At 67.7% G+C, this 20,777-nt stretch carries 15 protein-coding genes and 1 tRNA gene; 8 read left to right on the top strand and 8 right to left on the bottom strand.

The window, feature by feature from the left end; all coding sequences use genetic code 11:
* Positions 1-41 precede the first annotated feature (41 nt).
* The 5 genes from queG to ACW18B_RS02755 form a co-directional block, all read right to left on the bottom strand.
* On the bottom strand, positions 42-1,226 hold the full coding sequence (queG, locus tag ACW18B_RS02775; protein WP_492049346.1) for a tRNA epoxyqueuosine(34) reductase QueG: 1,185 nt from the start codon (positions 1,224-1,226) through the stop codon (positions 42-44).
* Positions 1,207-1,893 (bottom strand): FtsZ-binding protein FzlA, encoded by a 687-nt coding sequence (gene fzlA, locus ACW18B_RS02770; protein ID WP_492049344.1) that lies wholly within the window; start codon positions 1,891-1,893, stop codon positions 1,207-1,209. The genes queG and fzlA overlap by 20 nt, the downstream gene beginning before the upstream one ends.
* Before the next feature lie 120 nt (positions 1,894-2,013).
* Entirely contained in the window at positions 2,014-3,471 is a 1,458-nt protein-coding gene (gene rfaE1 / locus ACW18B_RS02765) for a D-glycero-beta-D-manno-heptose-7-phosphate kinase (RefSeq protein ID WP_492049342.1), read from the bottom strand.
* Positions 3,472-3,540: 69 nt separating this feature from the next.
* The gene (locus ACW18B_RS02760; protein ID WP_492049340.1) at positions 3,541-4,473 is read right to left on the bottom strand and encodes a cation diffusion facilitator family transporter; all 933 of its coding nucleotides are present in this window, start codon (positions 4,471-4,473) and stop codon (positions 3,541-3,543) included.
* A gap of 267 nt (positions 4,474-4,740) precedes the next feature.
* Positions 4,741-5,838 (bottom strand): citrate synthase/methylcitrate synthase, encoded by a 1,098-nt coding sequence (locus ACW18B_RS02755; protein WP_492049338.1) that lies wholly within the window; start codon positions 5,836-5,838, stop codon positions 4,741-4,743.
* Between the two features lie 75 nt (positions 5,839-5,913).
* Between ACW18B_RS02755 and ACW18B_RS02750 the strand changes: the two genes are divergently transcribed.
* Positions 5,914-7,074 carry a citrate synthase family protein gene (locus ACW18B_RS02750; RefSeq protein ID WP_492049336.1) on the top strand — a complete coding sequence of 387 codons (1,161 nt, stop codon included), beginning with the start codon at positions 5,914-5,916 and terminating at the stop codon, positions 7,072-7,074.
* Between the two features lie 824 nt (positions 7,075-7,898).
* Here the strand turns inward: ACW18B_RS02750 and gltB are convergent.
* On the bottom strand, positions 7,899-12,425 hold the full coding sequence (gltB, locus tag ACW18B_RS02745) for a glutamate synthase large subunit (RefSeq protein ID WP_492049334.1): 4,527 nt from the start codon (positions 12,423-12,425) through the stop codon (positions 7,899-7,901).
* A 5-nt stretch (positions 12,426-12,430) separates the two neighbouring features.
* A complete protein-coding gene (locus tag ACW18B_RS02740) occupies positions 12,431-13,879 on the bottom strand; it encodes an NAD(P)-dependent oxidoreductase (protein WP_492049332.1) in 1,449 nt (482 codons plus the stop codon).
* Between the two features lie 230 nt (positions 13,880-14,109).
* Between ACW18B_RS02740 and ACW18B_RS02735 the strand changes: the two genes are divergently transcribed.
* Complete coding sequence (locus ACW18B_RS02735; protein ID WP_492049330.1) at positions 14,110-14,913, top strand: undecaprenyl-diphosphate phosphatase; 804 nt, start codon at positions 14,110-14,112, stop codon at positions 14,911-14,913.
* A gap of 189 nt (positions 14,914-15,102) precedes the next feature.
* On the opposite strand, the gene ACW18B_RS02730 is transcribed toward ACW18B_RS02735, so the two are convergent.
* A complete protein-coding gene (locus ACW18B_RS02730) occupies positions 15,103-16,068 on the bottom strand; it encodes a complex I NDUFA9 subunit family protein (protein WP_492049329.1) in 966 nt (321 codons plus the stop codon).
* Positions 16,069-16,214: 146 nt separating this feature from the next.
* Between ACW18B_RS02730 and ACW18B_RS02725 the strand changes: the two genes are divergently transcribed.
* The 6 genes from ACW18B_RS02725 (at position 16,215) to rpoN (ending at position 20,774) form a co-directional block, all read left to right on the top strand.
* Positions 16,215-16,301, top strand: a tRNA-Leu gene (locus ACW18B_RS02725).
* Between the two features lie 178 nt (positions 16,302-16,479).
* A complete protein-coding gene (locus ACW18B_RS02720; protein ID WP_492049327.1) occupies positions 16,480-17,097 on the top strand; it encodes a ribonuclease D in 618 nt (205 codons plus the stop codon).
* 80 nt (positions 17,098-17,177) lie between these two features.
* Positions 17,178-17,726: an LPS export ABC transporter periplasmic protein LptC gene (gene lptC / locus ACW18B_RS02715; RefSeq protein WP_492049326.1), complete on the top strand. Its 549-nt coding sequence runs from the start codon at positions 17,178-17,180 to the stop codon at positions 17,724-17,726.
* A 48-nt stretch (positions 17,727-17,774) separates the two neighbouring features.
* Positions 17,775-18,320: an LptA/OstA family protein gene (locus ACW18B_RS02710; protein ID WP_492049324.1), complete on the top strand. Its 546-nt coding sequence runs from the start codon at positions 17,775-17,777 to the stop codon at positions 18,318-18,320.
* A 16-nt stretch (positions 18,321-18,336) separates the two neighbouring features.
* Positions 18,337-19,098 carry an LPS export ABC transporter ATP-binding protein gene (gene lptB / locus ACW18B_RS02705; RefSeq protein ID WP_492051855.1) on the top strand — a complete coding sequence of 254 codons (762 nt, stop codon included), beginning with the start codon at positions 18,337-18,339 and terminating at the stop codon, positions 19,096-19,098.
* A 182-nt stretch (positions 19,099-19,280) separates the two neighbouring features.
* On the top strand, positions 19,281-20,774 hold the full coding sequence (gene rpoN / locus ACW18B_RS02700) for an RNA polymerase factor sigma-54 (RefSeq protein WP_492049322.1): 1,494 nt from the start codon (positions 19,281-19,283) through the stop codon (positions 20,772-20,774).
* Positions 20,775-20,777 lie beyond the last annotated feature (3 nt).

Raw genomic sequence — 20,777 nt, 5'->3', positions numbered from 1 at the left:
GACCCTCCTCCCCCGGAGGGGGAAGATGAGGTCAGCGCGCTTCATCTTCCCCCTCCGGGGGAGGAGCGCGTCAGCGCGGAGGGGGCAAGTGTCCACTCCGCCAGGACCTCGGGATGGTCCTCGGCCAGACCCGCCAGCAGCCCCGCCGCCCGCTCCGGCGCCAGCCGCCGCGCCGCCCAAACTGCCGCCCCGCGCACCACGGGCGCCGGATCGCGCAGCAGCGGCTCGACCACCGCCATCAGCGCCGCATCGCCGCTGTTGCCGATCGCATAGAGCACATTGCGCACGAAGCGGTCGCGACCGATCCGCTTGATCGGGTTTTTCGAGAACAGCGCCCGAAACGCCGGGTCATCCAGAACCGCCAGCTCGGCCAGCCCCGGCGCCTTCAGCGTCTCGCGGGCCTGGAACGCCGCCTCGCTGGAGACCTGGGCGAACTTGTTCCACGGGCACACCGCCAGGCAGTCATCGCAGCCATAGATACGGTTGCCCAGGGCCGGCCGGAACTCCGCCGGGATCGGGCCGGCCAGTTCGATGGTCAGGTAGGAGATGCAGCGGCGGGCATCGAGGCGATGGGGGGCCGGGAAGGCCTTTGTCGGGCAGACATCCAGGCAGGCGGTACACGAGCCGCAGTGGTCGACCTCGGGCGGGTCGGGCGGCAGGTCCAGGGTGGTCAGCACCGAGCCCAGGAACAGCCACGAGCCGAACGGCCGCGACACCAGGTTGGTGTGCTTGCCCTGCCAGCCCAGGCCGGCGCGCTGGGCCAGGGGCTTTTCCATCAGCGGGGCGGTGTCGACAAACACCTTCACTTCATTGCCAAACCGCCGGTGCATCCAGCCGGCCAGCTGCTTGAGGCGCTTCTTGACCACCTCGTGATAGTCGTCGCCCTGGGCATAGACCGAGATCGCCGCGCGATCGGGGTGGTCCAGGACGGTCAGCGGATCGTGCTCGGGGCCGTAGTTCAGGCCCAGCACCACGGCCGATTTCGCGTCGGTCCACATGGCGGTGGGGTGGCTGCGCCGTTCCAGCGTCTCTTCCATCCAACCCATCTCGCCATGGAAGCCTTCGGCGACGAAGTCGGCCAGCCATTCGCCATTGGGCCAGGCCGCCGCGGCATCGGCGAAGCCACAGGCATGGAAACCCAGCCGAAGGGCCTCGGCGCGGATCTCGTCCTTTACCACCCCATTGGGCAGGATCTGGTTCGGGTGACTAGAAGTCGAGGTCGTCATAATGCGCGGCCGGCGCGAGGCCGGGCCAGCGATCGGCCAGGATGGGCCTGAAGCAGGGCCTCGATTTGAGCTTCATGTACCAGGTCTTGGCGGCCGGGAAGTCCTGCCAGGGCACATCGCCGAAATAGTCGATCACCGACAGGTGGGCGGCGGCGGCGAAATCGGCCAGGCTCATGCGGCGACCGGCCAGCCAGTCGCGGGTCTGCAACAGGCCGTCGACATAGCCCATATGGGCTCGCAGGGCCTCGCGGCCCCGACGCAGGGCCGAAAGATCCGGCGCGCCCAGCCGCAGCAGGCGCTTTTCCATCTTCTCGTGCAGCAGGAAGCCGTTGACCTCGTTGTCGAACTTGCGGTCGAACCATTGCAGCAGGCGGCGGGCCTCGGCGCGCTCGCCGGCGTCGCGGCCCAGCAAGGCGGGCTCGGGCTCCTGCTCCTCGATATGTTCGAGGATGGCGCGGGTCTCGCAGACCACGGTCTTGCGCTCATGGCGGATCTCGACCAGCACCGGGGTCACGCCCGAGGGGTTCAGCGCCAGGAAATCAGGCGCGCCTTCCCAATAGCGGACCTGGACCTCGCTGAAGACCAGGCGCTTCTCGCCCAGCACGAGACGCACCTGTCGGGAGGCGGGGTCGAGAGGGAAATGGTGAAGGGTGCGATCGACGCTCATGCCCACACGGGTTCAGGCTGCATCAAAAGAGCGATGCGCCGGTTTGCTTAACAACAGATTGCCGAACACTGTTAACCCAAGCAAAGCTTGGGTTTTGGCGACAATTTGTTCTGGTTAAGCTCAGGTTTGCGCGTTCATTCGGCCGATCAGGGCGGTGGTGCTCTGACCCGCCTTGAGGTCGGCCAGCACCACCCTGCCGCCATAACCCAGCACCACGTCCGAGCCGACCACCGTCTCGACCGTATAGTCGGCGCCCTTGACCAGCACGTCGGGGCGGAAGGCCTGGATCAGGTCCAGCGGGGTGTCCTGATCAAACAGCACCACCAGGTCCACCGACGACAGCGAGGCCAGCACCGTGGCGCGGCCATGCTCCTTCTGCACGGGCCGGGTGGGGCCCTTCAGCTTGGAGACCGAGGCGTCGGTGTTGAGGCCGACGATCAGCCGGTCGCAGGTCGCCTTGGCCTGGGTCAGCAGCGAGATGTGGCCGGGGTGCAGCAGGTCAAAACAGCCATTGGTGAAGCCCACGGTCTGGCCGCGCGCCCGCCAGCCGGCGACGATGTCGCGCGCCTCGTTGAGGTCGGCGATCTTGATCTCGGCCGGTTCGCCGGCGGCCGAGCGGGCCAGGGCGGTCAGTTCGGCGGCGGTGACCACGTCGGTGCCCAGCTTGGCCACCACCAGACCGGCGGCCAGATTGGCCAGGCGGGCGGCGTCGGTGAGGTTCGCGCCCGCCGCCACGGCCAGGGCCAGGGTGGCGGCCACGGTGTCGCCGGCCCCGGAGACGTCGAACACCTCGACGGCGGTGGCCGGCAGGTGCACGGGGGGCTGGCCGCGCTGGCTGAGGGTCATGCCCGCCCCGCCCCGGGTGATCAGGGCGGCGTCCAGACCGGGCGCCAGGGCCAGGATCGCTGCGCCGGCCGCTTCGGAGGCCTCGTCGCTGCCGTCGGTGACCCCGGTGGCCTCGGCGGCCTCCTTGCGGTTGGGCTTGACCAGGGTGGCGCCGTCATAGCGGGCCAGGTCGCGGCTTTTGGGATCGACGATCACCGGCTTGCCGGCCGCCCGGGCCGCGTCGATGGCGCCGCGCACCACGGCGTCGGTCAGCACGCCCTTGGCGTAGTCGGACAGCACCACGACATCGGCGCTGGCCAGACCCTGACGGAAGGCGGCCAGCAGCACCTCGGCCTCGGCCGGCCCGCGATCCTCGCGGTCGACCCGCAGCATCTGATGCGAGCCGGAGATGTAGCGGACCTTTTCCGTGGTGCGGCGATCGGCGGCGGTGACCAGCTGCGCTTGCAGGCCGGGCTCGCCCGCCAGCAGGGCGGTCAGGGCGCGGCCGGCGTCATCGTCGCCGATCAGGCCGATCAGCACGGCGTTTCCGCCCAGGGCCGCGACATTGCGGGCGACATTGCCGGCCCCGCCCAGCATGGCGGTCTCGCGCTCGACGGCGATCACCGGCACCGGCGCCTCGGGCGAGATGCGGTCGACCGCGCCATAGATGAAGCGGTCCAGCATCACGTCGCCCAGCACCAGAACGGTCTTGCCGGCAAAGGCGTGGGGCAGTTGGGCCAGGGTGTCGTTCATGCGGCTCGTCTTCAGCGCGGAGGGAGTTGAGCCGCTATTGGCCTGCTCGTGGGGCTCTGAGCAAGCCCCTCAGCCGTGATGGCTTTCCGCGAACAGCCCGCCATGGCGCTCGGCCTCGCCCCGGGGATCGGGGTGGATGATGATGTCGGCGGCGGGAAAGGCGGCCAGCAGACGGTTCTCGGCGGCCACCATGATGGCGTGGGCTTCGGCCAGGGAGATGCCGGCCTCCAGATCGGCGTGCATCTGCATGTGGACATAGGGGCCCGAGGCGCGGGTGCGCAGCTGGTGCACGCCCAGCAGGCGCGGATCCTCGCTGGCCAGGGCGACGATGCGCTTGCGATCCTCGTCGGGCAGTTCGCGGTCCATCAGCTGGTGCGAGGCCTCGCGGAACACCCCGATCGCCCCCCAGATCAGCCACAGGGCGACGATCAGGCCGGCGACCGCGTCGATCCAGCCGATGCCCAGCAGGGACGCGGCGCCGATGCCCAGCAGAGCCACGGCGTTGGAGCCCAGGTCGGCGGCATAGTGGGCCCGGTCGCCCGACACGGCGATCGAGCCGGTGGATTTCAGCACCTTCGACTGGGCGAGGATCAGGCCCAGGGTCATGATGATCGAGACGACCATCACCGCCATGGCGATCAGGCCCTGCTCGACCGGGCGCGGATGCAGCATGGCGCGAATGGCTTCCTGGCCGATCAGGGCGCCTGAGGCGAACACCAGTCCCGCCTGCGTCAGGCTCGAAAACGCCTCGGCCTTGCCGTGTCCGAAGCGGTGCTCGGCGTCCGGCGGCTCGGCCGCATAGCGCACGGCGAAGAAGGTGATCAGCGAGGCGATCAGGTCCAGGCCCGAATCCGACAGCGAGGCCAGCATGGCCACCGAGCCGCTGGCCAGCCAGGCCAGGGCCTTGACGACGATCAGCACCGTCGCGACCGCCACCGACAGGGCGGTGACGCGGCGGGTTAGGGCCAGGGTTTCGGGCGACAGGGACGAGAGCGACGACATGTCGCTTCCATACCAAGCCATGCGGCCGCGCCCCAGCGAGAACGACTCGCGCGAATCGTTCTCGCCTTGTGACGTTTAGGCCAATCGACATTCAGCTATTCGCTACACGCTTCACCGTCTTCCCCGCGAAGGCGGGGACCCAAGCGGACTTGCGGGTTCCACAACGGCGCAGACTGTCCTGAAGCTCAGCTTGGGTCCCCGCCTTCGCGGGGATAGCCGGTGGTTGGGGCCTTCTGCGCCAAGACCCCGAATGAATGTCGATCAGGCTTAGGCCGCTTGCCGCACGCCGGGGCCTACATAGACCGACTGCGGCCGGATCAGCTTGCCGCCGGCCAGCTGCTCGCGGGCGTGAGCGATCCAGCCGGCCGTGCGGCCCATGGCGAACACGCAGGTGAAACTGGCCGGCGGCAGGCCCAGGGCCTCCAGCAACAGCGCCGTATAGAACTCGACATTGGTGTCCAGCGGCCGGTCGGGCTTGTGCTCGCGCAGGATGGCCAGGGCGGCGGTCTCGACGGCCTCGGCCAGGGCGACGCGGCCGGGCAGGGCCTTGGCGCCGGCCGCCAGCTGGCGCACGGCGCTCTTCATGGCGTCGGCGCGCGGGTCGCGGACCCGATAGATGCGGTGGCCAAAGCCCATCAGCCGGTCGCCGCGCTTCAGGGCCGCCTCGATCCACGGCCGGGCGTTGTCGGGCGTACCGATGGCGTCGAGCATGTCGATCACCGGACCCGGCGCGCCGCCGTGCAGCGGCCCCTTCAGGGCCGAGAGCCCGCCCAGCACCGCCGAGGTCAGGCCCGCGCGGGTCGAGGCGATGACCCGGGCCGCGAAGGTCGAGGCGTTGAGGCCATGGTCGCACACCGTGACCAGATAGGCGTCCAGGGCCCGGGTCTCGGCGTCGGTCGCGGGCTGGCCGCGAGTCATCCGAAGGATGTCGGCGGCGTGCGACAGGGCCGGATCGGGCGCCACAGGGGCCTGGCCCGCCGCGACGCGCAGCACGGCCGGGGTGAAGACGGCCGGCGCGGCCAGCAACAGCAGGGCGGTGGCCAGATCGTCGCCGTCGGGCAGGCGGGCCAGCAGGGCGCGCAGGGCCTCGACGGGATCGCGCTTGGCCAGGGCCTCATCCAGAGCCCCGACCTCGGTGAAGGCCCTGACCCGGGCGGCGCCCAGGGCCGGGGCCAGATCGGCCGGCAGGTCGTCGAAAAAGCCGTCGAACAGCAGGTGCGCCGCCTGTTCGAACGGGGTTTGGCCGGCCAGATCCTCGACGGCGTAGCCGCGAATGACCAGGCGGCCATGGGCCCCGTCGACGTCGGAGAGCACGGTGTGGGCGGCGATCACGCCTTCAAGCCCTTGGGCAAGACCTTGCGACATGGGAGGTCTCCTTTCGGGCGGCAATTCGCGCCCGCCGACCTTGATCGTCAATCTTGATCAATATAATCAATATCTATGGCGAATGACTGGCTGGACGCGGAACAGGTGCTGCAGCGGCTGGGGATCCGGCCGCAGACCCTGTACGCCTATGTCAGCCGGGGCCGGATCGAGGCCGCCGCCCATCCGGACGATCCCCGCCGCAGCCTCTATCGCGCCTCTGATGTCACGGCCCTGCAGGCCCGCAAGGCGCGAGGGCGACGGGCGGCCGATGTGGCGGCGGAGGCCATCGCCTGGGGCGAGCCGGTGCTGGCCTCGGCGATCACCACGGTGGCGGGCGGCAGGCTCTACTACCGGGGCCGCGACGCGGCGATCCTGGCCCAGGACCACACCCTGGAACAGACCGCGCGGCTGCTGCGCGGCGGCCATGGCGCGGCCCTGAAGGCGCCGCGCGGCGCAGGGGCCGTCGCCGGCGACACGGCCCGCGCCCGGCTGTTCAACGCCCTGGCGCAACGGGCGGGAACCGAGGCCCCGGCCCGGGGCCGCGCGCCCCTGGCCCTGGCCATGGAAGCCGCCGGCCTGCTCGACGCGGTGGTCGACGCGGCGGCGGGCGAGGTGACCGAAGGTCCGGCCCATCAGCGCTTGGCGCGCGCCTGGGGCGTGGATGCGGCGGGGGCGGAGCTGCTGCGCATGGCCCTGGTGCTGCTGGCTGATCATGAGCTGAACGCCTCGACCTTCGCGGCCCGGGTCGCGGCCTCGACCGGGGCCTCGCTGTCGGCCGCCGCCCTGGCCGGGCTGTGCGCCCTGTCGGGGCCCCTGCACGGCGGCATGGCCGCCCGGGTCGAGGCCTTCGTCGCCGAGGCCGAACGCACCGGCGCCGCCCAGGCGGTGGACGCGCGGCTGGCCCAGGGATCGTCCATGCCGGGCTTTGGCCATCCGCTCTATGCGGACGGTGATCCCCGGGCCCGGGCCCTGCTGGCGGCGTTTGACCCGCCCGCCGGGCTGGCTGAGCTGCGCCGCGAGACCGAGGCCGCTACTGGCCAGTGGCCCAATATCGACTTCGCCCTGGTGGGCCTGGCGCGAGCCCTGACCCTGCCGCCCGGCGCGCCGTTCATCCTGTTCGCCGTGGGGCGCACGGCGGGCTGGCTGGCCCACGCCATCGAGCAGCTCCAGAGCGGGCGGCTCATCCGGCCGAGGGCGCGGTACGTGGGCGAGGCGCTGGTGGCGGGGGGCGCTTAACCGGCCGACGCCGCGGGCCCCCTCCTGACCTGCTTCGCAGGTCGTCCTCCCCCTGAAGGGGGAAGATGAGATCCGCGCCCTTCATCTTCCCCCTCCGGGGGAAGACGGTCGCGCAGCGACCCGTAGGGGGCAAGTATGGGGATTGAGCGCAGTTTATCCCCGTCCAAATTCACAAAAACATTAATCCAATCAACGCCCAAAAAAATAATCGATCGCGCCAATCCTCCGCGTTCAAACCGCCCGCATAATCAATCTCACCTGACAGCACGGGAAGGGCGCTCGGCCGGCGACCGTTGCGGCTGTCAGGGGTGGTCGAGCGGGGAGCGCCCGCCGTGGTCTTGGATGACAACCCGCGTGACGGACTGGACGGGTTCCCTGAAACATCGGGACGAAAACCCAGCGGCGAGGGATCGGCAGACGCAACAGGCATGGGCTGAAATCGCCTATGCGGTCTGGACGGGGTCGCTATCCCCTCCACCCGTCGGGGGCCTAGCTACCGGAGCGGGTTAAAACCCCGCCAGCCCGGCGATGCTCCCGAATAACGATCACGCGGAGCGTTCGTCTTCGTCGAAACGGTACTTAAAGCTCACTCATTCCGGGCGAGGCCCGGACGCTCCGCAGCCCTTCCCACACCCATCGCAGCGAAAGCGCGAGGTTGCAAAGTCGTGTGACAAATCCAACCCAAACAAAGCCGCCTTCCTCGCCTCGATGGCGAGGACCCATGGGTCCGCCTTCGCTGAAGACCCCGATCAGACTCAGGGCCGGCGGAACGCTGGATCCCGGGCACAGGGCCCGGGAAGGCGGGTTCTGGAATAGGCGGGACTTTACGCCGTCGCGTTGGCCGGCGCTTCCGCCGTCAGGGGCTGGGGCAGGCGGGTGATCATTTCCTTGGGGCAGACCTGCCAGAACAGGTCGCGCACCCGGTCCCAGTCGCGCAGCAGCGACGCGGCGAAGGCCGAGTCGGTCTCGCGGGCGTGTTCGGCCACCAGGGCCCGCAGCACGCCTTCCCAATAGGGCGAGGCCAGCCGCTGGACGACGATGCTTTCGGGGTTGGTCTTGGCCTCGAAGCGGTCGTGCTGGTCGAGCACGAAGGCCATGCCGCCGGTCATGCCGGCCCCGAAATTGCCGCCCGTCGGACCCAGGATCACCACCTGGCCGCCGGTCATGTATTCGCAGCCATTGGCCCCGCAACCTTCGACCACCGTGGTGGCGCCCGAGTTGCGGACCGCGAAGCGCTCGCCCGCCTGGCCCGCCGCGAACAGCCGGCCCGAGGTGGCGCCGAACAGCACGGTATTGCCCAGCAGGGTGTTGCTCTCGGGCGAGGCCAGATGGCGCGAGGGCTTGATGACGATGGTGGCGCCCGACAGGCCCTTGCCGACATAGTCATTGGCCTCGCCGGTCAGCTCGATGCGCAGGCCCTGGACCGCGAAGGCCCCCAGGCTCTGGCCGGCCGAGCCCTTGAGCTGGACGGTCAGGTGGCCGGCGGGCAGGCCCTTCATGCCGAACTTGCGCACGATGTGGCTGGAGGTGCGCGAGCCGATCGAGCGGGCGGTGCTGCGGACCGTATAGGTCAGCTGCATCTTCTCGCCGCGCTCCAGCAGGGGGGCGGCGTCGCGGACGATCTGGGCGTCGAGGGTGTCGGGCACTTCGTTGCGGCCGACCACCGTATTGTAGGGCTTGTTCTGGCCGGGATCGGCGCGAACCAGCAGCGGATTGAGGTCCAGATCGTCGAGGTGCTCGCCGCCGCGGCTGACCTGGGCCAAGAGGTCGGTGCGGCCGATGATGTCCTGCAGCGACCTGAAGCCCAGGCCGGCCAGGATCTCGCGGACCTCTTCAGCGATGAAGCTGAACAGGTTGATGACCTTTTCCGGCGTGCCGGTGAACTTGGCGCGCAGGGCCTCGTCCTGGGTGCAGACCCCGACCGGGCAGGTGTTGGAATGGCACTGGCGCACCATGATGCAGCCCATGGCCACCAGGGAGGCGGTGCCGATGCCGAACTCTTCGGCGCCCAGCATGGCGGCGATGACGATGTCGCGACCGGTGCGCATGCCGCCGTCGGCCCGCAGCACCACCGAGTGGCGCAGGTTGTTCAGCGTCAGCACCTGGTTGGCTTCCGACAGGCCCATCTCCCACGGACCGCCGGCATATTTCACCGAGGTCTGGGGCGAGGCGCCGGTGCCGCCGACGCCGCCGGCCACCAGAATGACGTCGGCCTTGGCCTTGGCCACCCCGGCCGCGATGGCCCCGATGCCGGTCATGGCCACCAGCTTGACCGTGACCCGGGCGACCGGGTTGATCTGCTTGAGGTCATAGATCAGCTGGGCCAGGTCTTCGATCGAGTAGATATCGTGGTGCGGCGGCGGGCTGATCAGCATGACGCCGGGCGTGGCGTGGCGCAGCCTTGCGATCATCTCGGTGACCTTGAAGCCGGGCAGCTGGCCGCCCTCGCCGGGCTTGGCGCCCTGGGCGACCTTGATCTCGATCTCGCGGCACTCGTTGAGATATTCGGCGGTGACGCCGAACCGGCCCGAGGCCACCTGCTTGATGGCGCTGTTGGGATTGTCGCCATTGGGCAGGGGCTTGTAGCGGGCCGAGTCTTCGCCGCCCTCGCCCGAGACCGACTTGGCCCCGATGCGGTTCATGGCGATGTTGAGCATGCCGTGGGCCTCGGGGCCCAGGGCGCCCAGGCTCATGCCCGGCGTGACGAAGCGCTTGCGGATCTCGTTGACGCTCTCGACATCGTCGGTGGAGATCGGGTTGCGGTCCGAGCGCCAGTCCAGCAGGTCGCGCAGCTGGATCGGCTTGTGGGTGCGCAGGCCGTTGGACCAGCGGCGATACAGCTCATAGTCGCCGGTGTCGCAGGCGCTTTGCAGGGTGTGGATCAGCCGCGCCTCGAAGGCGTGGGCCTCGCCCGAGCGGCGCAGCTTGTAGAGCCCGCCGACCGGCAGGGTGACGGCCGCCGCGCCCCAGGCCTTGCGGTGCAGCTCGACCGCCTTGCTCTCCAGACCGGCCAGGCCGATGCCGGAAATGCGCGAGGGCATGCCGGGGAAGAATTCGGCGGCCAGGGCGCGCGACAGGCCGACGGCTTCGAAATTATAGCCGCCGCGATAGGACGAGATGACGCTGATGCCCATCTTGGAGATGATCTTCAGCAGGCCCGCCTCGATGGCGCCCTTGAAGTTCAGGCACACGTCGCGCAGCGTCTTGTCGCCGATCAGGCCGCGCTCGAGGCGGTCCTGGAAGCTTTCCTGGGCCAGATAGGCGTTGACCGCCGTGGCCCCGACCCCGACCAGCACCGCGAAATAGTGCGTATCCAGGCACTCGGCCGAGCGGACGATGATCGAGATGTACGAACGCAGACCCTTGCCCACCAGGTGAGCGTGGACGCCGCCGGTGGCCAGGATCATCGGCAGGGCGACGCGTTCGGCGTTGGAGCCCTCGTCGGTCAGGACGATGGCGCCGCAGCCGCGCAGGACGGCGTCCTCGGCCTCGGCCCGAATGCGGTCGAGATTGGCGCGCAGGGCGTCGCCGGGACGCGCCTCGTCGACGGGCAGGGGCATGGTGCAGTCGATGACCGCGACGTTCTTCTCGCCCAGCAGCTCATGGATGCGGACATACATGCCGGTGGTCAGGACCGGGCTCTGCAGCACATAGACATCGGCCTGGGCGGCGTCTTGAGCGAGAATGTTGCCCAGGTTCTTGAATCGGGTCTTCAGGCTCATGACGCCGGTTTCCCGCAGGGGATCGATCGGCGGGTTGGTGACCTGGCTGAAGTTTTGGCGGAAGAAATGGCTCAGCGGCCGGTACTTTTCCGACAGCACGGCCAGGGGCGTGTCGTCGCCCATCGAGCCGATGGCTTCCTTGCCGTCCTCGACCATCGGGGCCAGGACCATTTCAAGGTCTTCCAGGCTGTAGCCGGCGGCGGCCTGGCGGCGGGTCAGTTCCTCGCGGCCATAGCTGCGCGGCTCGGGGCCCGGCGCGATCTCCTGCTCCAGATCGACCATGTTGCCCAGCCACTCGGTATAGGGGTGGCGGCCGGCCAGTTCGTCGATGATCTCGTCCTCGCCATAGAGCCGGCCTTCCAGCAGGTCGATGGCGATCATTCGGCCGGGCGAGATGGCCAGCTTGCGGGTGATGCGGGCCTCGTCGACGCTGCACATGCCGGCTTCCGAGCCCATGATCACCAGACCATCGTCGGTATAGGCCACGCGCAGCGGACGCAGGCCCGAGCGGTCCTTGCCGGCCACGACCCAGCGGCCGTCGGTGGCGCACAGGGCGGCCGGACCGTCCCACGGCTCCATCACCGCGTTGCAGTACGAATAGAGCGCGGTGTGGCTGGGCTTGAGGTTCGGGTTGGCGGCTTCCGGCACCAGCAGGGTCTTGGCCATCGGCGCATCGCGACCGGCGCGGACCAGCACCTCGAAGGTGTTGTCGAGGCTGGCCGAGTCCGAGCCGCCCGGCTGGATCACCGGCTTGACGTCGTCGCCGAAGGCCCCGAAGGCGTCGGCCGCCATCCGGATCTCGTGCGACTTCATCCAGTTGATGTTGCCCTTGATGGTGTTGATCTCACCATTGTGGGCCAGCATCCGGAACGGCTGGGCCAGCCGCCATTCGGGGAAGGTGTTGGTCGAATAGCGCTGGTGGAAGATCGCCACATTGGCGGCGAAGCGCTCGTCCTTCAGGTCGGGATAGAACTCGTCGATCGCCTCAGCCAGGAACATGCCCTTGTAGATCAGCGACTTGGCCGACAGCGAGCAGATGTAGAAGCCCGACAGATTCTGGGCCTGGACCTGCTTTTCGATGCGCTTGCGGCACAGGAACAGGGCCCGCTCCAGCGCCTCGGCGTCCATGTCGCCGGGCGCGGCCAGCATGATCTGCTCGATCTCGGGCCGGGTGGCGTTGGCCTTCTCGCCGATCACCGAGGTGTCGACGGGCACCTGGCGCCAGCCATAGATGTAGAAGCCAAAGCGCAGGGCCTCGGCCTCGACGATGGTGCGGCAGGCTTCCTGGGCGCCCAGATCAGTGCGGGGCAGGAAGATCTGGCCTACGGCGATCGGGCCGGGGCGCAGCGCGTGGCCGGTGTGACGCACCTGGTCGGTGAAGAAGTCCTGCGGCACGGACAGCAGGATGCCGGCGCCGTCGCCGGTCTTGCCGTCGGCGTCGACCGCGCCCCGGTGCCACAGGGCCTTGAGGGCCTTGATGGCCAGTTCAACCACTTCGCGGCGTGGCTGGCCGTCGATGGCGCAGACCAGGCCGACGCCGCAGGCGTCGCGCTCGGTGGTCGGGTCATAGGCGTGACCGTCGATCAGGGCCTGGCGGTTGGCCAGATAGTGCTGGATCTGATGGCTCATGGTCGTCACTCCGCCGCGATCAGCGCAGACGCGCCGAGCTTGGCTTGCAGATAGCGGTGCATGGCGTCGGCGGCGTCGCGGCCGTCCTTGATGGCCCAGACCACCAGGGAGGCGCCGCGCACGATGTCGCCGGCGGCGAAAACCCCGTCCAGATTGGTCATCTGGTGGCGGACATCGGCCTTGACCGTGCCCCAGCGGGTGGTCTTCAGGTCGGGGGCCGAGAACTTTTCGGGCAGGTTTTCCGGCTCGAAGCCCAGGGCCTTGACGACCAGCTGGGCCGGGCGCTCGAAATCGCCGCCCTCGATCTCTTCGGGCGACTGGCGGCCCGAGGCGTCCGGGGCGCCCAGACGCATGCGGATAGCGCGAACCCCGGTGACGCCGCCGGCTTCGCCGAGCACCGAGCGTGGCGCGGCCAGCCATTCGAAGGTGACGCCTTCTTCCTCGGCGTTGGACACTTCGCGCAGGGAGCCGGGCATGTTGGCCTTGTCGCGACGATAGAGGCAGGTGACCGAGGTCGCGCCCTGGCGGATGGCGGTGCGCACGCAGTCCATGGCGGTGTCGCCGCCGCCGACCACGACCACGTCCTTGCCGTCGGCGTTCAGCTCACCGGACTCGTAGGCCGCGACGGTGTCGCCCAGGCCCACGCGGTTGGAGGCGATCAGATAGTCGAGGGCCGGAACCACGCCCTGGCTGCCGGCGCCCGGCGCGACCAGATCGCGGGCCGCATAGACGCCGGTGGCGATCAGCACGGCGTCATGCTTCTCGCGCAGATCGCCCAGCGAAGCGTCGCGGCCGACCTCGAAGTTCATCCGGAACGCGACGCCGCCGTCGGCCAGGCGCTGGGTGCGACGCGCGACGACGTCCTTTTCCAGCTTGAATCCGGGGATGCCGTAGATCAGCAGGCCGCCGGCCCGGTCGTGGCGGTCATAGACGGTGACGGCATAGCCCTGTTCGCGCAGCAGCTCGGCGGCGGCCAGGCCCGCGGGGCCCGCGCCGATGATCCCGACCGACTGGCCGCGCGCCTGGCCGGCGACCAGGGGCTTCACCCAGCCCATCTCCCAGGCCTTGTCGGTCAGGTAGCGTTCGACCGAGCCGATCGTCACGGTGCCGTGACCCGACTGCTCTATGACGCAGTTGCCTTCGCACAGCCGGTCCTGGGGGCAGATTCTACCACAGACCTCCGGCATGGAATTGGTCGCCTGCGACAGCTGGTAGGCTTCCTCCAGCCGGCCTTCGGCGGTCATCCGCAGCCAGTCAGGGATGTTGTTGTGCAACGGGCAGTGGGTTTGGCAGAACGGCACGCCACATTGCGAGCAACGCGAGGCCTGCTCATTGGCCTTGGCGTCGATGAAGTCGGCATAGATCTCGTGGAAGTCGCCGCTACGGGCGTCCGCCGCCCGCTTTTCGGGCGTCTTGCGAGCCACCGTGGTGAATTTCAGCATGCGCTCGGCCATGCGACTTCCCTCGTCCCCGCTTCCGGGGAAAAATTTGCGTATGGCGGGCTAATACGGACTCTTTTCCGCAAGAAGAATGCGGTGGTCTATAAAGTGGACAAATATCTGGGGTGTATGGGGGTGGCTCTTGCGAAACGCTCGCACATTGCGCCCAATATGGTCCAATTTGTGGATTAACGACGTCTTTACCGTGTCGGGCGCAGGTCGGCAACAAGGTTGGAGGACCATCAATGGCCGATTGGCTGAGCGCGATTATCCTGGGTCTGATCGAGGGCCTGACCGAATTCATCCCCGTCTCCTCGACGGGTCATCTGCTGCTGGCCAAGACCGCCATGGGCCTGACCGATCCGTCCTGGGACACCTTCATTGTGCTGATCCAACTGGGCGCGATCCTGGCGGTGGTGGCCCTCTATTTCCAGCGCCTGTGGGCAGTTGTGATCGGTCTGCCGACCAAGCCCGAAGCGCGACGCTTCGCGCTGTCGATCCTGATCGCCTTCCTGCCGGCCGTGGTGCTGGGCCTGCTGCTGCACGACTTCATCAAGGAAGTCCTGTTCGAAAGCCCCGCCGTGATCTGCTGGTCCCTGCTGATCGGCGGCGTCGTCCTTCTGGCCATTGATCGCTGGACTCCGACGCCGCACCATGGCGACGCGATGAAATATCCGCTGCTGACCTCGCTGGGCATCGGCGTCTTTCAGTGTCTGGCCATGGTGCCGGGCGTGTCGCGCTCGGGGGCGACCATCGTCGGGGCCCTGCTGCTGCGGGGCGACAAGCGCTCGGCGGCCGAGTTCAGCTTCTTTCTGGCCATCCCGACCATGATCGGGGCCTTTGCCTACGATCTCTACAAGAACCGCGACGCCATCGACGCCAGCCAGGCCGGCCTGATCGGCATCGGTTTTGTCACCGCCTTCATCTCGGGCCTGGTGGTGATCAAGGTCATGCTGGATTTCGTCGCCAAGCGCGGCTTCGCCCCGTTCGCCTGGTGGCGGATCGTGGTGGGCGTGGTTGGGCTGGGACTGATCTACATCCCGCACTGAGGACGGGCGCTTTCCGGGCCTTCTCCCCTGGCGGGAGAAGATCGCCCCGGCGCAGTCCGGGGTCGGATGAGGGGTCTAAGAACGCAAAAGCCGCGCCTGGTCCTTTGACCGGGCGCGGCTATGATATTTTAGAAACCCTCATCCGGCGCTGCGCGCCACCTTCTCCCACAAGCGGAGAAGGGCAAGACCCTAGAACGCCCCCGCCGGCGTCGGGGCGTACTGGCCGCCCTTGCGATAGCGGTAGAGGTAGGACGGCACGATCGCCTCGACGCTGGTCGGAACGATCCCTGCCTCGGCCAGGCCCGGCAGGCCATGATCAGCGACATTGTCGGACTTCAGCAGTTCGACCTGGTCGCTGGTGACGGGCGGCGCGATCGGCAGGATCCCGGCCATCAGGTCGCCGACCTTGCCCAGCAGCCCGGCGATCGGCCAGGGCAGGGGCAAAAGAGCGCGCTCGCGGCCGGTCTCGGTCAGGATCAGCTCGAGAATCTCGCGCATCGTATAGACGCCCGGCCCGCCCAGCTCGTAGGTCCGGCCAAGAGCCGCCGGGCTGGTCACCGCCTGGGCGATCACCGCGGCGACGTCGCCGACGAACACGGGCTGGAAGCGGGTCTCGCCGCCGACCAGTGGCAGGGCCGGACTGATCGCGGCCATCTGGGCGAATCGATTGAAGAAGCTGTCCTCGGGGCCGAACACCACCGAGGGGCGGACGATCACCGCGCCAGGGAAGACGGCGCGCACGGCGGCCTCGCCCTCGGCCTTGGTGCGGGCGTACTTGGAGTCCGACTCCGCGTCGGCGCCGATGGCGCTCATCTGCACGAAGCGCTTGACGCCGGCGGCCTTGGCGCGTTCGGCGACGGTCTTGGCGCCCATCACATGGACGGCCTGGAATTTCTGGCGACCCGATTCCCAAAGCAGGCCCACCAGATTGACGCAGGCCTCAGCGCCGTCCAGCGCCCGGTCGACCGAGGCGACATTGCGGACATTGGCCTGCACGACCTCGATCTGGCCGACATCCCCCAGCATGCGCATGCGGTAGGCCAGGTTGGGTTGGCGAACCGCCACCCGGACCCTGCAGCCCGCTTTCGCCAGCGCCCGCACGACCTGGCTGCCAACGAAGCCGGAGCCGCCGAACACCGTGACCAGACCTTGCATCTTCAACCCTCGTCCAAAGCTCTAGAGGGCGGGGATAGACGAGCCGGAGACCAATCGCAACGAAATGCGCAACTTGGCGATTGACGAGCCCAGAACCTTTCCCTAAACGTCCCGGCCTCGCGGCGATCCAGCGGATTGTCTTGCGGGCCCAGGTGGCGGAATTGGTAGACGCGCTGGCTTCAGGTGCCAGTGACTGAAAGGTCGTGGAGGTTCGAGTCCTCTCCTGGGCACCACCCCTTACCAACCCTCGAAAGAGGTGCGGGGTGGCGCCGATCGATCCTTGCGATAGATATTTCGTAGTTCGTGCCTATATCTCGTACATCGTAACTGTATGTGTCGCGCCTCTGAAGGGTGCGCGCGCCCCGGGCGACGCCTGTCGTTCACGCGGCCCCGTCGGAGAGTTCTGAAGCCTTGGCCAATTTTGTTCATCAGGGCGACTTGCCCGACGGCGCCTTCGAAGGCGCGACGGCGATCGCGATTGATTCGGAAACCATGGGCCTGCGCTTAGGGCGCGATCCTCTGTGCGTCGTGCAACTGTCGTCGGGCGACGGTGACGCCCATCTGGTGCGGCTGGACCGCGCCACCTATGACGCTCCCAATCTGAAGCGCGTGTTGACCGATCCGTCGATCCTGAAGCTCTTTCACTTCGGCCGCTTTGATATCGCCATGTTCCTGCTGCATCTGGGCGTGGTGACCGCGCCCGTCTACTGCACAAAGATCGCCTCCAAGATCGCCCGCACCTATACCGACCGCCACGGCCTGAAGGACGTGACGCGCGAACTGATGGGTGTGGAGCTGTCCAAGGCCCAGCAGAGTTCGGACTGGGGCGCGGACAGCCTCAGCCCCGAGCAGGTGGCCTATGCGGCTTCCGACGTGCTGTATCTGCATGGCCTGCGCGACAAGCTCAACGCCATGCTTGTTCGCGAGGGCCGCATGGCGCTTGCCCAGGCTTCCTTCGATTTCCTGCCCCACCGCGCCGCGCTTGATCTGGCCGGATGGGAGGACGTCGACATCTTCGCGCATACCTAGGAGGCGGCATGACGGCGGCTGCGGCCATGACGGACCGGTCGATCTCCCGAGACCTCGGGCGATGGCGCCGACGGTCGCGCATGGTCCGCCTGCTGCGTCGGGTGTTGCCGGCTGCGATCGTCGTGATCCTGGTGGCCGTCGCCAGTCAGGTCGCCTGGCGCACGCTCCATGCCGCCGCGCGTCCTCCGGCCGAGGCCAAGACGCAGATCCGCATGATCGCGCCCCGATTCTACGGCCAGTCCAACGATGGCCGCAGCTTCATGATCACCGCACGTTCAGCCTTGCGCGATGATCTTGACATGATGAACGTACGTCTGGATTCCCCGACCCTGACCCTGGGTTTCGACGAGCCTCAGCCCAGCCGGGTCACGGCCAAGTCGGGCCTCTATCGTGAAGACACCATGAAGCTGACGCTGTCGGGCGATGTTCGTATCGACGACGGCGCGGGTTATCGCTTCGCTTCGGAGCAAGCCGTGGTGGATACCAAGAGCGGAACGATCACCGGTGAAACGGCGATGTTGGGCGAAGGTCCGACCGGTCAGGTGAAATCCAACGCCTACACTGTATATGACAAGGGCGACCGGGTGGTTTTCAGGGGTGGGGTTCGCACCCGGCTCGAACGGAAGTAAGTAGTGGGCGCGCGGCGCGGCCACGCTTCGGCAAATGAGGACTGTGACTTGATCCAGCGTTGGATGACGGCAGCGGCGGCGACCGCACTGGTCCTGGCGAGCGGCTCGGCCTTCGCCCAGACCGCCAGCGACTCCAGCGCGCCCGTGGATATTTCCGCGGACGAGCAGGAGAACATCAATAGCCAGTGCCGGACGATCTTCCGCGGCAATGTGGAGATGCTGCAGGACAAGAGCCGGCTGCGCGCCAACGTGGTCAACGCCTACTCGAACCGCAAGGCCGGCCAGACCGGGTCAAATGCTTGTGGTGACGTGGATCGTGTTGAGGCGGACGGGGACGTCTATTTCGTCAACCAGGACCAGACGGTCCATGGCGATCACGCCGTTTTCACCTACTCGAACGACACGATCGTGATCACCGGCGATGTCATCGTCGTGCGCGGCCAGGACGTGGCGCGGGGCGATCGGATGACGTTCAACACCAAGACCAATGACGTAAAGCTTGAATCCAACACCAAGGGCCGGAGCAAGACCGGGCGCGTGCGGGCGGTGATCTATCCCGACAGCGCCGCCAAGCCCGCCGCCGACAAGCGCTAGGGCCGTACGGATGAAGATGACGACCCAGGGCGGCCTCGCTCGCGTGGACACGGACGGCCTGTTCGTCGACGCCATCGGCAAGTCTTTCGGCGACCGACCGGTGGTCAAGAGCGTCTCCCTGCGCCTGAAGCGCGGCGAGGTCGTGGGCCTGCTGGGGCCGAACGGAGCGGGCAAGACCACCTGCTTTTACATGATCACGGGCCTGATCGCCGCCGACTACGGTTCAATCTATCTGGACGGCGAGGACATTACCGCCCAGCCGATGTTCCAGCGCGCACGCTTGGGGGTCGGCTATCTGCCGCAGGAAGCCTCGATCTTCCGGGGCATGACGGTCGAGCAGAACGTCATGGCTGTGGTCGAGATGCGCGAAAAGAACCCGCGCGCCGCCGCCGAGACGGTGACCAGCATCCTGGAAGAGCTGCGGATCACCCACATTCGCAAGTCGCCGGCCGTGGCCCTGTCGGGCGGTGAGCGCCGCCGGGTGGAAATCGCCCGGGCCCTGGCCAGCGAACCTTCGTTCATGCTGCTGGACGAGCCTTTCGCCGGCATCGACCCACTGGCCATCGCCGACATCCGCGAAGTCATTGGCTATCTGAAGCAGCGCGGCATCGGCATTCTGATTACCGACCACAATGTGCGCGAGACGCTCGATATCATCGACCGGGCGTCAATCATTCACGCGGGCGAGGTGCTGTTCGAAGGCTCGCCGAAGGAAATCGTCGACGATCCGGAGGTCAGACGCGTTTATCTCGGCGATAATTTCGCTGAACGCGCCTAGAAAATCCTTTTTCAATAGAACGACTTATCGCGCGCAGTGAGATCGCTGCGCGCGATTTTCGTTTTCCGGCCACGGGTCGGAAGGTCGCACCGGCCCGAATATTGCAGGCGTTGGCGACCCGTTAACCTCCATGGCCCTTCAATGGCGATCGAAACGTCTTTCGATTTGCCCAGGAGGGCGCATTGGCTCTCAGCCACAGACTGGAGCTCCGGCAAGGCCAGGGCCTCGTCATCACCCCGCAGCTGCAGCAGGCGATCAAGCTGCTGCAGTTGTCGAACATCGAACTCGACGCCTTCGTCGAGGCGGAGCTGGAGCGCAATCCGCTCCTGCAGCGCGATGAGGGCGAGAGCGAAGCCGTGTCCGAAGTCGAGCGCGAGCCGGCGGCCAGTGACCTTGGCGTCGATGTGGTGGCCGAAGGCTCGGCCAATGCCGAAATGGACGCTACCCCCGACGATGTCTCGCCGGGCGAACGCGCTTCGGGCGATGGTGAGCAGGCCGAACAGGCCGGGGGCCAGATCGACTGGTCGCGGGCCGGCGGCGGTGGTTCGTTCGACCATGACGAGGGCTATGAGGGCGCCCTGACGGCCGTCCCCACCCTGAGTGAGCACCTTCAGGGTCAGCTGGCCCAGGCGGGCCTTTCGACCAGCGAGCAACTGGTCGCCAATGTGCTGATCGACGGGATCGACGAGGGCGGCTATCTGCGCCTGGACCTGGTCGAGACGGCCGAGCGACTGGGCTGTGCGCAAACCCTCGTCGAGCGCGTCCTGACGGTCGTGCAGGGCTTTGAGCCGACTGGCGTCGGGGCCCGCGATGTCCGCGAATGCCTGGCCCTGCAGTTGAAGGACCAGAACCGCTACGATCCGGCCATGGCCGCCCTGCTCGACAATCTCGACATGTTGGCCCGCCGCGACATGGCCGGCCTGCGTCGCGTCTGCGGCGTCGATGACGAGGATCTGCGCGAGATGGTCGCGGAGATCCGCGCCCTCACCCCGCGACCCGGCGCGGCCTATAACAGCGACACCGCCGAAACCCTGGTGCCCGACGTTCATGTCCGCGAGGGCCTGGGCGGCATGTGGCATGTCGAGCTCAACACTGACACCCTGCCCCGGGTTCTGGTCGACCAGCGCTATCACGCCCGGGTGTCAAAGGGCGCGCGCACCGACCAGGAAAAGACCTTCGTCTCAGACTGCATGGCTACCGCCAACTGGCTGGTGAAAAGCCTGGACCAGCGCGCCAAGACCATCCTCAAGGTTTCCAGCGAGATCGTGCGTCAGCAGGACGGTTTTCTGGCCTTCGGCGTCGAGCATCTGCGTCCGCTGAACCTGAAGACGGTCGCCGACGCCATCGGCATGCACGAGAGCACGGTCAGCCGCGTCACCTCCAACAAGTACATCGCCACGCCGCGCGGGGTGTTTGAGTTGAAGTTCTTCTTCACCTCGGCGATCCAGTCGTCCGAAGGCGGAGAAGCGCACTCGGCCGCCAGCGTCCGCCATAAGATCAAGGGTCTGGTCGAGGCCGAGCGTCGCGAGACCGATGTCCATTCCGACGACGCCATTGTCGAGATCCTGAAATCCGCCGGCGTCGATATCGCCCGGCGAACCGTGGCCAAATATCGCGAGGCCATGCGTATCCCCTCCTCGGTCGAACGCCGGCGCCTGATGAAGGAAGCCTGCTGATCC

Source organism: Caulobacter sp. FV2ps19 (assembly GCF_058681035.1).
This window is presented reverse-complemented; position numbering and strand designations above follow the sequence as displayed.

What these genes read in the sequence shown, in the direction of transcription:
- queG (WP_492049346.1), bottom strand. Translation starts at nt 1,226, where the DNA reads ATGACGACCTCGACTTCTAGTCACCCGAACCAGATCCTGCCCAATGGG.
- fzlA (WP_492049344.1), bottom strand. Translation starts at nt 1,893, where the DNA reads ATGAGCGTCGATCGCACCCTTCACCATTTCCCTCTCGACCCCGCCTCC.
- rfaE1 (WP_492049342.1), bottom strand. Translation starts at nt 3,471, where the DNA reads ATGAACGACACCCTGGCCCAACTGCCCCACGCCTTTGCCGGCAAGACC.
- ACW18B_RS02760 (WP_492049340.1), bottom strand. Translation starts at nt 4,473, where the DNA reads ATGTCGTCGCTCTCGTCCCTGTCGCCCGAAACCCTGGCCCTAACCCGC.
- ACW18B_RS02755 (WP_492049338.1), bottom strand. Translation starts at nt 5,838, where the DNA reads ATGTCGCAAGGTCTTGCCCAAGGGCTTGAAGGCGTGATCGCCGCCCAC.
- ACW18B_RS02750 (WP_492049336.1), top strand. Translation starts at nt 5,914, where the DNA reads ATGGCGAATGACTGGCTGGACGCGGAACAGGTGCTGCAGCGGCTGGGG.
- gltB (WP_492049334.1), bottom strand. Translation starts at nt 12,425, where the DNA reads ATGAGCCATCAGATCCAGCACTATCTGGCCAACCGCCAGGCCCTGATC.
- ACW18B_RS02740 (WP_492049332.1), bottom strand. Translation starts at nt 13,879, where the DNA reads ATGGCCGAGCGCATGCTGAAATTCACCACGGTGGCTCGCAAGACGCCC.
- ACW18B_RS02735 (WP_492049330.1), top strand. Translation starts at nt 14,110, where the DNA reads ATGGCCGATTGGCTGAGCGCGATTATCCTGGGTCTGATCGAGGGCCTG.
- ACW18B_RS02730 (WP_492049329.1), bottom strand. Translation starts at nt 16,068, where the DNA reads ATGCAAGGTCTGGTCACGGTGTTCGGCGGCTCCGGCTTCGTTGGCAGC.
- lptC (WP_492049326.1), top strand. Translation starts at nt 17,178, where the DNA reads ATGGTCCGCCTGCTGCGTCGGGTGTTGCCGGCTGCGATCGTCGTGATC.
- lptB (WP_492051855.1), top strand. Translation starts at nt 18,337, where the DNA reads ATGACGACCCAGGGCGGCCTCGCTCGCGTGGACACGGACGGCCTGTTC.